Here is a 15,996-nt window from a genome sequence, read left to right as displayed (position 1 = left end):
ATGTTTGATTATTTTGCATATTTTACAAGTGGAATTATAGTTTTTGCAGTGCTTGTATTTTTAATTATATTATTTACCATGGTGCCAATAGGGCTTTGGATTACTGCATTCTTTTCAGGAGTAAAGATAAAAATTTCTACACTAATAGGAATGAAGCTAAGGAGAGTTAGTCCTAGAAGGATAGTAAATCCGATGATAAAGGCTACTAAAGCTGGTTTGGATTTAAAGATTGAAAATTTAGAAGCTCATTATTTGGCAGGGGGCAATGTAAATACACTTGTTGATGCCTTAATCGCAGCAGAAAGGGCCAATATTCCTCTTATTTTTGAAAGAGGAGCAGCTATTGATTTGGCGGGCAGAAATGTCTTGGAAGCTGTACAAGTTTCAGTAAATCCGAAAGTTATAGAAACGCCAAATATATCAGCAGTAGCTCAAGACGGAATAGAAGTTGTTGTAAAAGCAAAGGTGACTGTAAGAGCAAATATTGATAGATTGGTAGGAGGAGCTGGAGAAGAGACTATAATCGCTAGAGTAGGGGAAGGAATTGTCACAACAGTTGGATCTTCCCATTCTTATAAAAATGTTTTGGAAAACCCAGATTCAATTTCTAAAGTTGTCTTGGAAAAAGGATTGGACTCAGGTACTGCATTTGAAATACTTTCAATAGACATAGCAGATGTCGATGTCGCAAGAAATATAGGTGCAAGACTTCAAACAGACCAAGCAGAAGCTGACAAGAGAATAGCTGAAGCAAAAGCTTCAGAAAGAAGAGCCATGGCTTTAGCAAGAGAACAAGAGATGAAAGCGGAAGTAGAGGCTATGAGAGCCAAAGTTGTAGAAGCTGAATCAGAAGTACCATTAGCAATGGCAGAAGCTTTAAGAAAAGGAAATCTTGGTGTCATCGACTATGCCAAGTATCAAAATTTGAATTCTGACACAGATATGAGAAAGGCCATATCTAAAAGCAGGGATGACAAAAAATGAATCTAGCATATGTAATTATTTTTGCTGTAATCTGGAACTTGGCGAAAAGCTTTGTAAAAAAGACAGACTCAAAATCATCTAAAAATAAGAAAAATTCACTAAATGGCAATTTGAGGGAATTTATAGAATCTTTAGAAAATGAGGATAAGACAAAGTTTAAAAATTCTAGCGGTAAGTCCCATAACAAAAATAAATCAAAGAAGTTATATGATTGCGACCAATTTTCAAAAAAAGAAGATTTTCATGAAAATTCTGATTTTGTCAGCTTGAAAAAAGAAGAACTTATTTGTGAAGAAAAAGAAAATACGGACTGTCAAGACAAAAATTTAATCGAGTCCACTAGAGATATTGATTTAGCAGAAGTAATAGTATTAAGTGAAATTCTAGGCCCTTGCAAGGCAAATAAAATTGTATAAGTTAAAAAGGCTAATATATTTATAGCCTCCATATAAAAACTCCTTGTGAAATAAATTTTCACCAAGGAGTTTTTTCTTTAAAGAGGTTATAGTGAGTCGTAGAGGAAGATATACCTATTTTTTATAACTTATTTTGCAAAGTTTATTAGTCAAACCTTAAAATGTATTTATATAAATGGAAAAAAATTTAATAAATACTAGAATTTGTGAATTTTTCAACATATTCTCTTTACATTAAAGTGTTTTTATAATAGTATGTATCCATACGAGTAATATGGTGTTTCAAAATAAGACGCCATCAAAAAATATTCTTATAAACCACCTTAATACAGACGTATGGTTTAGGGTGGTATTTATATATAGATTTTCGAACTATAATTTTTAAATACAGGAACATGAGGAGGAAGTATGAAAAGGATAATGTCATTTTTTTTAGCAATACTTATGATTTTGCTTAGCTTTGGGGATGCGGCCTATGCCCTTGGATCTGACATAAAAACACAAGAAAAACTAAAAAGCCAAGAAGAAATAAGAATGAACGAACAAGGGCTTGAAAATTCAGCACCAATTGGTAGAGATTTATTTTCTGACAGTATTTTAGAAGTACATAGACAAGGGTTCAATAAGGAGTCTGGGGAGATTATTTCGAATTATTTTCAACCAATGACTCTTACTTATCAAGATCGAAATGCGGGTGAAACTTTTAGAGCTTGGGTAGAAAACTCCAGTAAGACTGTCATGAAAGGTGATGTAAATAGTCCTAATAGAGGGGATACTTACGACATAGTCTTTCCTGTAATGAATTTAAAGACCTCAAATACTAAAGAAAAAATTTATAGCCTGACAATCGTAAATTCGGACATAATAAAAACTGTAAACTATACAGAGCAAAGTCCTTATATGACTAAGAATATAGTTGATGTTGACCAAGGTGAAATTGTAGGCAAAATAGAGGTAATAAAGGACAATACAGGTTCTATCAAGGTAAATTATATTTTTGATAAAACTGATGTAGTCACATATACCACTTCACCCTTAAACTTAAAACTTGAAACAAAGGAAAATGCTACTGCGCCATATATCCTACTTCCTAATTCTCCTAATGAAGCCAGAATTAATTTTTATGGATTTACAATAAAAGGACCAATCGTAAGTCAAGATAATAAGTCGGCAACTATTACAATAGACGAAAAAGAAGGCTACCAAAAGGGCAATATAACCCTTAGTGGGCTGCCTAATAATGTAACGTCTACTAATGATGGATCGAAATATATTTTCACATTAAGTGACGGAGAAACATACGCATCGTTTAATGCAACTTTTAAAAATGAAGCTCAAACATCAAAAGTGCCTATAGTATTAGATGCACGAACTCCACAGCCTAAGACATATGCTGCTAAAATGACATCGACATTTACAAATGAAGCAGATAAACTTATCGCAACAGTAACTTTAAAAAAAGATGCTCAAATTGGAGCGCCAGAATTACCGGACAAAATAGCGATAACTTCTTTTTCGATTTCGAGAAAAACAAGTGGAGCAATTAAAGGAGAGCCCTTAGAACTTAAGGGAGATGATTTTAAACCTGATAATACTGGATCATTAATTTATAAATTGGTTGACGGGAAGAAGCTTAATGTTGATGGAAAGTCTACAGATGATGGTAAAACTAAAACATATAAGTTGGAAATTCCTGTAAAAAAATGGATGACTTTTAAAAATGATTACAAATCATTAATCGCAAATTGGAAGATTGAGTACAAGTATAGCAATGATGTGAACCAATATCCATCTGGAGAAATCTCTTTTGGAGAAGAAAAGATTAGTTTGCAACACAAAGCGATAGTAGCACCATCTGCAGCTACTGGGGAAAATTTTCTATATGAAAAAGTGGAGATTCGCCCAAATAATGATAATACTTTGCCTGATGGGTTCAAGATAAAAGTTTCCAAAAGAGAGGTAACTTTCCCGGCAAATGTAGCATCTGATAATAAATTTGAACTTTTAGGACCGGGTGTTGAGAAAAAAGTTCCTTGGACGGGTTATAATTTGAATCCAGACCTAGAATTTACTTATGAAGCAAACAATCCAGATTCTTCTATTCGAAAAATAGAAGAAAAGGGAGAAGATGGACAAGCAACGGGAAAATTTCACTATGAAATAGCATGGTCTACAAGAGTTACAAAGCTTCCAAATAATTACAAGCCCTATATCAACGACTGGGCAAGGTCTAATCTTGGAATAAGTTTTGAGTACCAAGGTTTGCCCGTATCTGATCATAAATCAACAGGCATTTCCTTCGTCCAAATAGTAGACAAACCTTCAGAAAAGGTTCAAATAGCACAAAGGACTGAAGAAGGAAAAAGAATAACCACTTGGGCAATAGTATTTAATAGAGATCACAAAAACAAAGCTGTGGTAGAAATAGAAGATACTATCAAACATGGATTTTTAAGAAAAGATAGCTTGAAGTATTATTTTATTGACCCTGAAACGGACATAAGGCTCAATGCTCAAGCTATAAATAATCTTTTAAATGGACGTGCTGGAAATAGTGTGGGAACAGATCCGCAAGAAGCAAAGCCTTATTATACTCTCACAAAAAATGATGGAGAAAATCAATTTTCAGTAAAGTTTGGTGACCACTCGGACATCCTGAAGAATAAGATTGAAGAAATCATAAGTAAACATAAAAAGTTTACTTATGAAAATGAAAACAAGAGAAAGAAAGCTACAAATATTGAAATCATAAAATATTTCTTTCCAGATTATAATTACAAAAAAGCGCCAAAGGATACAAAAATATTATCAAAGGGAGAATATTTTAAGAAGACAAATCAAATTGAAGGTAAGGCCAGGAACTTCCCGGATTTGTCAATATTTACAAATGAAGAAATAGAACACTCTTTAAAGTTTCCGTTTACAACCTTAGTAAATCCTGAAAAAGCTGAAAATCCATACTTTACATTAATAAAAGCAAAAGAATCAACAAAAACGGATAGAGGATACTACAAGACACTACATGATAATAATACAAAGACGGATGCCTTGATTTTAACTTATGAAACAGAATCCGAAACCAAACCAGAAGTCAATAAGTTTAAGTCGATAATGCTAAGAAATATTTCAGATCTTTACATTTATGAACCGAGAAAAGATGATGGAGACAATGGATATCCAAGATTTCATCTAGAAGGTAGAACGGGCGATGATGAGATTGGAGAAGAAACTGGAAAAAATGAGCAAAAAAATCTCTATCCAATTTACAAGCACTCATATATAGATGATGATATGACCTTGATTAAAAATGGAGTCTTGGCAAATCTGAAAGGCTCTTACTGCGAAGAGATAGAAATCGAAGATAGAGCATATATGAATGGCGGAAAATTAGACAAATATACTGGCCTTAGACTTGTAAAATTTCCTCTTTCTGACTTCGAAGAAAATATAAAAGCTTTAAAACAAAAATCTCCGCAAAAAGCGGATGAGAATGCAGTAGTCTATGAAAATAGAATATATGATGACTTTATTAAAAAACACATAAGCGGAGATGCCAAATTCCAAGGTGAGAGCGTACCTTTTAAGTCTTCAAATGAAAATAAGATAATTAAATTTAAAACAGGCGTGACAGAAAAATCATATACAGAAAATAAAGAAGCAAATCAATTTGTCTATCTATTTACCTATAATATGGACGCATCGTATAAATTTATAAAATCAGGCACAAGTACTATCAAAGCAACAATAGTAAATACTGCAACGGTGAAATATGACAAAGACTTGAAAGTAGAAGCCCAATCAAACATCGATAAGAATGACTTTTTAACTAAGGAAGACATTACTCAAAAGGGTGAACCTGAGACTTCAGGAAAGAAAACTTACAGATTGAGCTTTGATTTTACAAACTATGAGTTAAAAAACGTAAAAGAGATTAAAATCAAAGATGAATTTATGTATTATGATGATTTCGTAAAAATAAAAAGCCATGAACTCAGAGGTCCATTGAAACAAAAAATAAGCCTCACCGATCCAGATAGCTATAAAGAAGACCCAACTGATATAACTCTTACTATGGAGGGCAAGGAATTTACTATTAAAAGCAAAACAGATCTTTCGGGAAAGAAATTTACAATTATCTATAATGTAGAAATGGACTTGTCAAAGATTTATGCTGGCTCTGATTATTCATTAGGTAAAAAGATAGAAAATACGGCAACGGCTATCTTAAAAGGAAAAAATGACTCTTCCCAAACAATCGAGGAAAAAGCTTCGGCTTATACAGATGTTAAGTATGGAGAGTTCTTTAAAAAAAGTGTAGATAAATGGAAGGATGGAGCAACGCCTGAAGAAATTAATAACTTTAAAGAATCGTCTATCAGACACTACACCTTGACATTTGACTTAGAAAATAAAGATTTCTTGAAAAAATCAGATAATTTGATAATTAAAGATACTTTTGAAAGTTGCCATACATGTGCGACTTATAAAAATATATCTTTAAAGTTTGATGGAAATCAAGATGCATTAAAAGTAAAAAAAATTTCTTCTGGGAATAAAGAGGTCGTATTTAAAGTTACAAAAAATGGCATAAATGAATTCCCTGATAAATTTAGTTTGGAATACGATGTAATCTTAAAAAATGGGGAAATAGCAGGAGCAAGCGAAAAAGAAGTAACAAATAAAGCAAGTGCCATATTTGAATCAAAAACTGCGTCCTATATGCAAACTGATACAGCGAAAACACCAGTAAAATCTGGTGCAATGGAAGTAAAAATAGGAAGATTTACATTAAATATCAACAAAATCTTACCCGATATAATAAAGTCAAAATCGGGAAAAACCAAGGACAAGGATTATAGTGAAATTTCATTTACTTTAAGTGGAAAATACAAGGCCAAGAATAAAGACGGTACTGAAACGGAAAAATACTACAACGAAGATAACATAACCGTAAGTTCAAATGGCAGTCTCATTTTTGATGGTATACCTTTTAATGGGAATTACACACTAAAAGAAAATGTAAAAGATGATTCTAGCTACCAAGCTCTAAAAGATAAGATTGTGTTTAAAGTATCGGATAAAGGAGATTCTATAATCTTTGAACCAGCTTGTTTTGGCAAAGGGCAAGTGGAAGTCACAAGAGTAAATAATGATACAAGTCCAGAAGTTAAAACAATAGAAGAAGCAGGAACTTCAAAAAATATTGTTGAAGTAACAGAATATGACAAGTGGAAATTTGTTGTCCAAATTTATATTGATATTTACAACAAAATCAAACCTATAAAAGAGCACACTTTGATTTTTAGAAAAGTTGATCAAGGAGGAAATCCCCTAAAAGGTGCCAAATTTACGATTAAAAGGGAAAATGAAGAAATTGCTAATTGTGAATCGGATAAAAATGGAATTGTAAAATTTGACAAGCTTCAAAATGGAAAATACAAAGTCTTAGAAACTGATTTTGCACAAGGAAGATATAAGAAAAAGGCATCTTTTGAGATTGAGCTTACGGAAAATATGGCGGCAGAGTACGACTATGGAGATGTTATAAATCAAAAATTAACGCTTCATAATATTTCATTTAAAAAAGCAGATGCTGTAAAAGATGAAAATGGACAAATAATTCCACTTCAAGGTGCAGAGTTTGAACTCATGAAGAAAGGTTCAAGAGATGAATTTTCTGTATTCAAAACGGCAAAATCAGGTCATGATGGTATAGTTACTTTTTATGATGTGCCTGGGGGAATTTACAAGATTGTAGAAACTAAAGCACCGATTGGCTATGGACTACCTAAAGACACTACCGTCATTTCTGATTTTGTAGTGGAAGAGGATAAAGATGAAAATTATTATAACTGGTCTTACAAGCACAAAATAATCCAAGATATTCCGAATGCTGATAATCAATTAATTGAACAAATTGATGAAAAAATAGTGACCAACTCAAAAATCAAACATAGCATTTCATTTACAAAGTATATGGAAGTCTATAATGGTGCTCCAAAGCCTATGACTGGAGCTACCTTTATCCTAAAATCAGGCAACGATAAAGTAAAAATTTCTACATCTGATGAAAATGGTCTTGTAAAATTTGAAAACTTGGACAACAAACAGTATCAAATTGTGGAAGCGGAGCCAAAAAAAGATAAGATTAATGACTTTAAAGAACATGAAGTCAACACAGATATTATCAAGGTTCCAGATCTCACAAATTCTAGAGACATGGCTCAAGACATAAAGCTCTTCACAGCTCAAGACAAGTTAAATAAGGACAAACAATTTATCAACTACAAGATAAGAAAGGGATTTTCATTTAGAAAATATGACGAAGCATTAGATGAAAATGGACAAGCTAAAGTCATGACAGATGTGACGTTTAAGGCTTATAGAAAGGCTGGAAATGATTTTGAAAAAGATGTCTATAAGTGTCTTAGAGGAAACCCTGCACGTCAAGATTTCAAAGAAGCTATTTCGAAATCTGACGAAAATGGAGATGTAAAATTCGAAGGATTTGAACCAGGGACTTATAAAATTGTAGAAACAAGAGTCCCGGGCTATGAAAATTTGAGTTTCGAAGTTGTTGTTTAAAAAGATGGGGTAAAGTTTCCTAAGTATATAGAAGAAAATTCTGTTGAAAAAATTAAGGAAAATTTGGAAGCTAGCTCCGAAGAAAAGCCTAAAAAAGAAAAAATTTATATAGTTAAAAACTCCTACACCCGCCACGAAGTTGTATTTAAAAAGATAGATAAATTTACAGGCGGAGGGATTGAGGGCGCCGTATTTAAAGTTGAAAAACTAGAAAAAGACGGAAAATATACTCTAATAAATGACAAGATAGTTTCTAATTCTCAAGGACTTGTAAGTATACCCGGACTTTTAAACGGGCAATATAGAATTACAGAAATTAAAGCTCCGAATGGATACAAGCAAAGTGATGTAAGCTTCACATTTACTTTAAGCGACTCTGATCTCTATCAAGTTACAATGAAAGATATTGAAAACGAAAGCATAGGAGGGGGCATGTTTATCTTACCGGCTGAAGGACTTTTAAATAAAAAAGACCACGCAGCTTATATGTATGGATATCCAGATGGCTCATTTAGACCCCGAAAATCTATGACTAGAGCAGAAGTAACTGCAATGTTTGGTCGCTTATTACTAAAAAGATATATTAAGTCAAGAGAATTTAAATCTATATACTCGGATGTAAAAAAAGGTTCATGGTATGGAAGTGCCATAACTATAATGACTGATTTAAAATTAGTTGAAGGCTACCCCAATGGGTTATTTAATCCAAATGCGCCTATTACCAGAGCTGAATTTGCAACTATAGCAAGCCGCTTTGATAAACTTTATGGTGGCAGAGTAGATTTCAAGGATTTAAATACTTCGCATTGGGCCTACTCTTATATTGCTTCTGCCTACAATAAAGGCTGGGTAAAGGGTTATCCGGATGGAAGTTTTAGACCTGAAAGCTATATAAGAAGAGAAGAAGTTGTGGCTATAACTAATAGAATGTTAGATCGCAAGTGTGATTTGGATTTTGTAAGGCTTCACAAAAAAGAACTAAAAATGTTCTATGACAATCTGGAAAAATCGTGGTCTTATGGGGATATTATTGAATCTACAAATGGTCATGATTATCACAGGAAAAAAGATAGCCTTATAGATGAGATATGGGAAAGGTTAAATGGAAAAGAATTCCATATCTGATTTATAAAATTTAAAAAGATCCTCTCTATAATTTTATGGGAGGATTTTTTTATTAAAATTTAATATGAATTGTTATTAGGAAAAATATAATTATTTTCACGCAAAAATGATTATTAAAACAAGTATTAGATTTTTGTTTTTAAAAAATAAAAAAACATCTTGCAAGGCTATAAAAGTACATCTCATGAGTTTTAAAAAAAGTCAAGTAAAAAAAATGTAAAATTTCAGACAAAAAATTAAGGCTTTATAGTATAATCTTATTATTCAGGGGGATAAAATGAACTTGTTTTTAAAAGAAAAAAACAAATTTAATAAGGATAGCTATGATTTAATGAGTGTTAGAAGATTTCTATCTGATAATTTTTTGCTTAGGGCAGATGTAACAAGTGCTCAAATTCTTTTAAATATATGTAATATCGAAGAAGCAATCGAAAATATTTATCCTTCCTACATTTCTTTGGTTCATCTCAAAAAAGACATAATATCTATTTTGAGAAATAAAGAAGGCATAGAGTTAATTGCCTATAACATCTCTAATTTGATAAGAGATGACATAAACCGATTGGAATTAGTAATGTACTTAGAAGGGTACATAAACGGATTTAATGACAAGGATGTAGTCAATCAGCTTGAGATTTTAGCTTTTAAGCATTTAGGACTAGAGGAGTTATACAAAAGGAGAAAGCTCTTTAACTATGAATTAAAGGATTTAAAAATTTTAGAATTTAAAAAATCTATTTTTAATGATCTTAGAAAGTCCAAGGAACTTTTACTTTTTATAAAAAGAAGTATAGTGAATTTTTACATCAAGACCTTAAGACTCAAAATAAAAGATATAAATTCACACATTGACAGGCAGTTGGTATTTGAATTTAAAGATGGGAAATCTAAGTTTGTGGAACAAGATTCGAGGCTTAGAAAAAAGGAGATTCAATTTTTAAGCAAAAAAATAACCCGATTCATGTTCGCAGATGCTATGAAGGTCTATGAAAATGCCTACTGGGACGGAGCTAACGATAAAGTAATCAAAAGGTATAAGTAACCTTCAAGTTTTCTTGGAGGTTTTTTTATTAGGAGATAAGATGAGAATTTTAGGTATTGACCCAGGACTTGCTCTTGTTGGTTATGGTATCATAGATGTAGTTGGAAATTCATACAAGCCGGTTGATTTTGGAGTCATTGAAACAAAAGCAGGCATTTCCATTCCAAATAGATTGGAAAAAATTTATGATGAAATGACATCTATTATAAATTTTTATGATCCAGATGATGTTGCTTTTGAAGAATTATTTTTCAATAAAAATATAAAGACTGCCATTACTGTAGCTCAAGCTAGGGGAGTCGAAGTCTTGGCTTGTATAAATTTAAATTTAGATATTTACGAGTACACACCCCTGCAAATAAAACAGGCTATAGTTGGTTATGGAAGGGCAGAAAAGAAGCAGATCCAAGAAATGGTAAGGATTTTATTAAATTTAGAAAAGATACCCAAGCCTGATGATGCGGCTGATGGACTTGCTGTTGCAATCACACACGCTGCTTCAATTAGTTTTAAGCAAGATTTTTTGATGAGGTGATGTATGTTTGACTTTATAAGAGGTCTTGTAGAAGAAGTAACAGATGAGGAGATTGTAATTTCTGCTTGTGGAATAGGCTATTCTTTAACATCTACTTTAAGCTCCAGAAGGGCTGTTGAAATCGGAAGAGAATATAAGATATATACAAGACTAAAAATAAGGGATGATGAAGCTTGCCTTTATGGATTTATATCCAAGGAGGAGAGACAAGTATTTAATATGTTAAATAGTGTATCTGGAGTTGGTCCAAAGGTAGCCATGGGTCTTTTGTCTTTCTTTGACTTGACAGAGATAAGATCTGCTATTGCGGGAAGAGATTCAAAGACTCTTTCCAAGGCACCAGGTGTAGGTAAAAAGACGGCAGAAAGGATTATTTTAGAACTAAAGGACAAGCTTGGAAATGTAGATTTGACTGGAGTTGAACCTTTGAATGCCAAATGTTCTGTTTACGAAGATGGTGAACTAATAGATGCCTTGGTTTCATTGGGCTATACCTCCTATGAAGCGGAAAGAGTTGCTTCTAGTATAGATAAAAGCTTGGACTTGGAAAGCAAGATAAGGATGGCACTTGGTAATTTAAGTAGGTGAATATATGGAAACTAGATTAGTTGAACCATCTTTTTCTGAAGAAGATGATCAAATAGAAGTTGGCTTGAGACCAAAATGGCTAAATGAATATATAGGCCAAGATAAGGCCAAGGAAAAACTGCAAATCTTTATTGAAGCTGCTAAAAACAGAAAAGAGCCTTTGGATCACTGCTTATTAAATGGGCCGCCAGGTTTGGGAAAGACTACTTTAGCAGGTATAATAGCTAATGAGATGGGGGTAAATATAAAGATCACATCTGGACCTGCAATAGAAAGAGCTGGAGATTTGGCAAGTATACTTACTAATTTACAAAAGGACGATGTCTTGTTTATAGATGAAATTCACAGGATAAACAGGTCAGTAGAGGAAATTTTATATCCTGCAATGGAAGACTATTCCTTGGATATAATTGTAGGCAAGGGACCGAGCGCTAGGAGCATAAGGCTTGACTTAAATAGGTTTACTTTAATAGGAGCTACAACAAAGTCTGGAATGTTATCTTCTCCCTTGAGAGATAGATTTGGTGTTTTGCTAAATTTAGATCTTTATGACATCGATTCTCTTGAAAAAATAATTTTAAGATCGGGAGAAATCCTGAAAATAAAAATATCTAAAGATGGAGCTAGAAAAATAGCTTCTAGATCGAGGGGGACTCCAAGGATTGCGAACAGACTTCTAAAAAGAGTCAGAGACTATGCAGAGGTGAGAGCCTCTGGTATAATTGATGCTAGAGTTTCGGAGGATGCTTTGGATCTTTTAGAAATAGATTCTTATGGTTTGGATTATTTAGACAGAAGAATTTTGGAAACTATGATGATAAATTTTTCTGGAAGACCAACAGGAATTGATGCTATTGCTGCATCTGTTGGAGAAGATAGGGTCACCATAGAAGATGTGTATGAGCCTTATCTTATGCAGATTGGATTTTTAAATAGAACACCTAGAGGCAGAATCGCAACTAAAAAAGCCTATGATTATTTAGGAATAGATTTTAAAGAAGAGGGTAGTGGTCAATGAAAAAAATTCTATATATAATTCTTTTAATTTTGATAATTTTGCCAAATACAGCGAGGGCAGAAGAAGATTATTTAAATATTAAGATTCAAAAATCTTTAGCTGAAGGCGAAGAAGTTAGAATTTCATCTAAGTCTATTTTAAAAATTTATGATGAAGATGGAAATGTGATATCAAGCCTAAATACAAATACTATAAAGGCAAAGCTAACTGATGGCAAAATTAATCTAGAGAACCCTTTGGGAAAGATTATTTGTGAAGATTTTTCAAGCGATGGACGTGAACTAATAGGATCTTCAAGCTTCATAAGACTTGCTAAGACAGAGTACAGAGGTGGAATCTCTTTTAGAATTAATAATGGAAAGCTTGATACTATTAACAGGGTCATGCTAGAAGACTATTTAAAGGGCGTAGTTCCTAGAGAAATGAGCCCGTCATCTCCAATAGAAGCCTTAAAGGCTCAGGCTATTTGTGCGAGATCTTTTGCCTTGGCAAATAGAAATAAATTCATAAAAAATGGATATAATCTTTGCGATACTACCACATCTCAAGTTTATGGAGGCGTAAGCAGCGAGAAAAAAAGATCTAGTAAGGCAGTAGATGATACTAATGGAGTTTGCATATATTACAATGACAAAGTAGCTAGCGCAATTTTTGGGGCTTCATCTGGTGGATATGTAGCTTCCGCTGAAGAAGTATGGGGTGGCAAAAACCTATCATATCTTCAAAGTTTTGAGGATGAATATTCAAATGACCCATGGAGTCTTCGATTTAGTTTTGATGAACTTAGATCTAAGCTAAGCGACTTGAATTTATCTGATAATTTTGATTTATATATAAATTCAAGAGATTCTAGCGGAAGAGTAAAAGAAATTAAGAGTGATAATGGCAGTACAATTTCAGGTAATAAGCTAAGGTCTATTCTTGGGAATACAAAATTTAAATCTACCTTGTTTGAAATCGAAAGAGAAGCAAATGGATTCAGATTTAAAGGCAATGGATATGGACATGGAGTTGGAATGAGCCAAAGAGGTGCCATTAATATGGCAAAGAAATCTCTATCGCATAAAGATATTTTAAATTATTATTTTAGAGGTATCGAAATAAGATAATGTTAAAAAAAGAAGATTTTTATTATTATTTACCACAAGAACTTATAGCCCAACATCCAGTTGAATCCAGAGAGAATTCCAGAATGATGATTTTGGATAAGAAAACTGGGACTATAAAACACGAACATTTTTATAATATAAAGAAGTATTTGAGACCGGGAGACACTCTAGTATTAAATGACACTAGAGTTATACCAGCAAGAATATATGGCCACAGAGAAGGAAAAGAAGAAAAAATAGAGTTTTTGCTTTTAAATCATAAAAACGATACATGGGAATGTCTTGTTAAACCTGGGAAAAAGGCTAAAATTGGCGAAAAAATTATTTTTTCTGATGACTTAAAGGCTGAAGTAGTGAGCATATCTGATGACGGATCCAGATTTTTAAACTTTCAATATGATGGAGTCTTTGAAGAGATATTAGACAAGCTTGGAGAAATGCCCCTACCGCCATATATAAGAGAAAAGCTTGAAGATAAAGAAAGATATCAAACAGTTTATTCTAAAAACAAGGGCTCAGCTGCAGCACCAACAGCAGGTCTGCATTTTACCAAGGAAATTTTGAAAGATTTGGAAGAAAGTGGAATAAATATAGCATTTTTGACGCTGCATGTTGGACTAGGAACCTTTAGACCAGTTAAGGAAGAAAATGTTTTAGACCACAAAATGCATAGCGAATACTATGAAATTTCTAAAGAGACCTGCGATTTGATAAATAAAAGCAAAAGAGATGGAAATAGAATAATTTCTGTTGGAACTACATCAACTAGAGTTTTAGAAAGTGTAGCCGATGAAAATGGATTTTTGGAAGAGAAGAAAGGCTGGACAGATATTTTTATATATCCGGGATATAAATTTAAGTGTATTGATGGTTTGATAACTAATTTTCACTTGCCAGAGTCAACCTTGATTATGCTTGTAAGTGCTTTGACATCAAGGGAAATAATTTTAAATGCTTATAATGAAGCAGTCAAAGAAAAGTATAGATTCTTCAGTTTTGGAGACTGTATGTTCATCAGTTAGGGGAGCGAATGTTTAAATACGAGTTAATAAAAGAGTCCAAGGAGTGCAAAGCTAGACTTGGCAAAATATATACAGATCATGGTGTGATTGATACGCCTATTTTTATGCCTGTTGGTACGAGAGGTACCGTAAAAACAATGACACCAGAGGAGCTAAAAGAAATAAATGCACAAATAATTTTAGGCAATACCTATCATCTTTTTTTAAGGCCAGGAACTGATATCTTAGAAAAAGCTGGTGGCTTGCATAAATTTATGAATTGGGATAGACCAATCTTGACAGATTCTGGTGGATTTCAAGTTTTTTCTCTGGCTGCCAACAGAAAAATAAAAGAAGAAGGTGTAAATTTTAGATCGCATATTGACGGGTCTGAACAGTTTATTTCACCTGAAAAGTCAATAGACATACAAAATGCCATAGGCTCAGATATAATGATGTGCTTTGATGAATGTGCTCCATATCCATCATCATATGAATATATAGAAAACTCTATGAATAGAACATCCAGATGGGCCAAGCGCTGCAAGGACCATCATAAAAATGTAGAGCATCAGGCTCTTTTCGGTATTGTGCAGGGCGGGATGTATAAGGATTTGAGGAAGCAATCAGCTGAGTATTTGGTCGATTTAGATTTTCCAGGATATTCCGTCGGAGGATTATCAGTAGGAGAGCCTTTGGAACTCATGTGCGATATATTAGATTATACTGTGGATTTCTTGCCAAAATCAAAGCCTAGATATCTGATGGGAGTGGGTACTCCTGATTATTTGTTTGAGGCTGTCATAAGAGGCATAGATATGGCAGACTGCGTTTTGCCTACAAGAGTTGCAAGAAATGGCACTGCAATGACTTCTCATGGAAGATTCGTGGCCAAGGCGGCTAGATATAAAGAAGATTTTGGCCCAATTGATCCTGAATGTGATTGTTACACTTGCAAAAACTATTCAAGAGCTTATATAAGACACCTTTTAAGCGTAGATGAAATTCTTGGAATGAGACTTTTGTCCTATCACAATCTATATTTTTTATTGAAACTTATGGAGAATATAAGACAAGCAATAGCAGGAGATTATTTATTAGAATTTAAAGATGACTTTTATAAAAAATACGGTTATAATTAAGACAAGGAGTGATTAGATGCCCGAAAATACTAGAGCAATAATTTATAACATTCTCCCATTTCTCGGAATCATTGTTTTCTTTTATATTTTTGTAATCAAACCACAAAAGAAAAAAGAAAATGAAATGAGAAATATGAGAGACGCAATCAAGGCTGGAGACAAAGTCATTACTATAGGTGGCATTGTTGGAAAGGTAGTTTCAGTAAAGGGTGATACAATAATTATTCAAACTACTGGAGAAGCTAGCAAAATAGAAATGACAAAATGGGGAATTAATTCCATTATAGGAGGAGAAAATGAAACACATTAAAACTCTATCAAAGAGAAATTTAAAGGATACCTATGCCAAAGGCGGATGTGGAGAATGTCAAACATCTTGCCAATCAGCTTGCAAGACATCTTGCACAGTTGGAAATCAAAAATGTGAAAATACTAATAGATAAGGCTGTGG

Annotated in this window: 13 protein-coding genes; all 13 read left to right on the top strand. The window is 33.1% G+C overall.

The window, feature by feature from the left end; all coding sequences use genetic code 11:
• The 13 genes from floA (at position 1) to scfA (ending at position 15,988) form a co-directional block, all read left to right on the top strand.
• A complete protein-coding gene (gene floA, locus LV469_02285; protein ID UHR03135.1) occupies positions 1–984 on the top strand; it encodes a flotillin-like protein FloA in 984 nt (327 codons plus the stop codon).
• Positions 981–1,400, top strand: a complete 420-nt coding sequence (locus LV469_02280; GenBank protein UHR03134.1) for a hypothetical protein — start codon at positions 981–983, stop codon at positions 1,398–1,400. The genes floA and LV469_02280 overlap by 4 nt, the downstream gene beginning before the upstream one ends.
• 408 nt (positions 1,401–1,808) lie before the next feature.
• Positions 1,809–7,985, top strand: a complete 6,177-nt coding sequence (locus tag LV469_02275) for a hypothetical protein (protein UHR03133.1) — start codon at positions 1,809–1,811, stop codon at positions 7,983–7,985.
• Between the two features lie 63 nt (positions 7,986–8,048).
• Entirely contained in the window at positions 8,049–9,110 is a 1,062-nt protein-coding gene (locus LV469_02270; protein UHR03132.1) for an S-layer homology domain-containing protein, read from the top strand.
• 277 nt (positions 9,111–9,387) lie between these two features.
• Entirely contained in the window at positions 9,388–10,152 is a 765-nt protein-coding gene (locus LV469_02265; protein ID UHR03131.1) for a hypothetical protein, read from the top strand.
• 40 nt (positions 10,153–10,192) lie between these two features.
• Positions 10,193–10,687, top strand: coding sequence for a crossover junction endodeoxyribonuclease RuvC (ruvC, locus tag LV469_02260; protein ID UHR03130.1), 495 nt, complete (start codon positions 10,193–10,195; stop codon positions 10,685–10,687).
• Between the two features lie 3 nt (positions 10,688–10,690).
• Entirely contained in the window at positions 10,691–11,275 is a 585-nt protein-coding gene (ruvA, locus tag LV469_02255) for a Holliday junction branch migration protein RuvA (protein UHR03129.1), read from the top strand.
• Between the two features lie 4 nt (positions 11,276–11,279).
• Positions 11,280–12,293 (top strand): Holliday junction branch migration DNA helicase RuvB, encoded by a 1,014-nt coding sequence (ruvB, locus tag LV469_02250; protein UHR03128.1) that lies wholly within the window; start codon positions 11,280–11,282, stop codon positions 12,291–12,293.
• Positions 12,290–13,402: a SpoIID/LytB domain-containing protein gene (locus LV469_02245; GenBank protein ID UHR03127.1), complete on the top strand. Its 1,113-nt coding sequence runs from the start codon at positions 12,290–12,292 to the stop codon at positions 13,400–13,402. The genes ruvB and LV469_02245 overlap by 4 nt, the downstream gene beginning before the upstream one ends.
• Positions 13,402–14,424: a tRNA preQ1(34) S-adenosylmethionine ribosyltransferase-isomerase QueA gene (gene queA / locus LV469_02240; GenBank protein ID UHR03126.1), complete on the top strand. Its 1,023-nt coding sequence runs from the start codon at positions 13,402–13,404 to the stop codon at positions 14,422–14,424. Before LV469_02245 ends, queA begins: the two co-directional genes overlap by 1 nt.
• 8 nt (positions 14,425–14,432) lie before the next feature.
• Positions 14,433–15,545, top strand: coding sequence for a tRNA guanosine(34) transglycosylase Tgt (tgt, locus tag LV469_02235; GenBank protein UHR03125.1), 1,113 nt, complete (start codon positions 14,433–14,435; stop codon positions 15,543–15,545).
• Between the two features lie 16 nt (positions 15,546–15,561).
• On the top strand, positions 15,562–15,855 hold the full coding sequence (gene yajC / locus LV469_02230) for a preprotein translocase subunit YajC (GenBank protein UHR03124.1): 294 nt from the start codon (positions 15,562–15,564) through the stop codon (positions 15,853–15,855).
• Positions 15,842–15,988, top strand: coding sequence for a six-cysteine ranthipeptide SCIFF (gene scfA / locus LV469_02225; protein ID UHR03123.1), 147 nt, complete (start codon positions 15,842–15,844; stop codon positions 15,986–15,988). The genes yajC and scfA overlap by 14 nt, the downstream gene beginning before the upstream one ends.
• The last annotated feature ends 8 nt before the right edge of the window (positions 15,989–15,996 follow it).

This window comes from Peptoniphilus sp. GNH (assembly GCA_021307325.1).
Lineage (GTDB): Bacteria > Bacillota > Clostridia > Tissierellales > Peptoniphilaceae > KA00134.
This window is presented reverse-complemented; position numbering and strand designations above follow the sequence as displayed.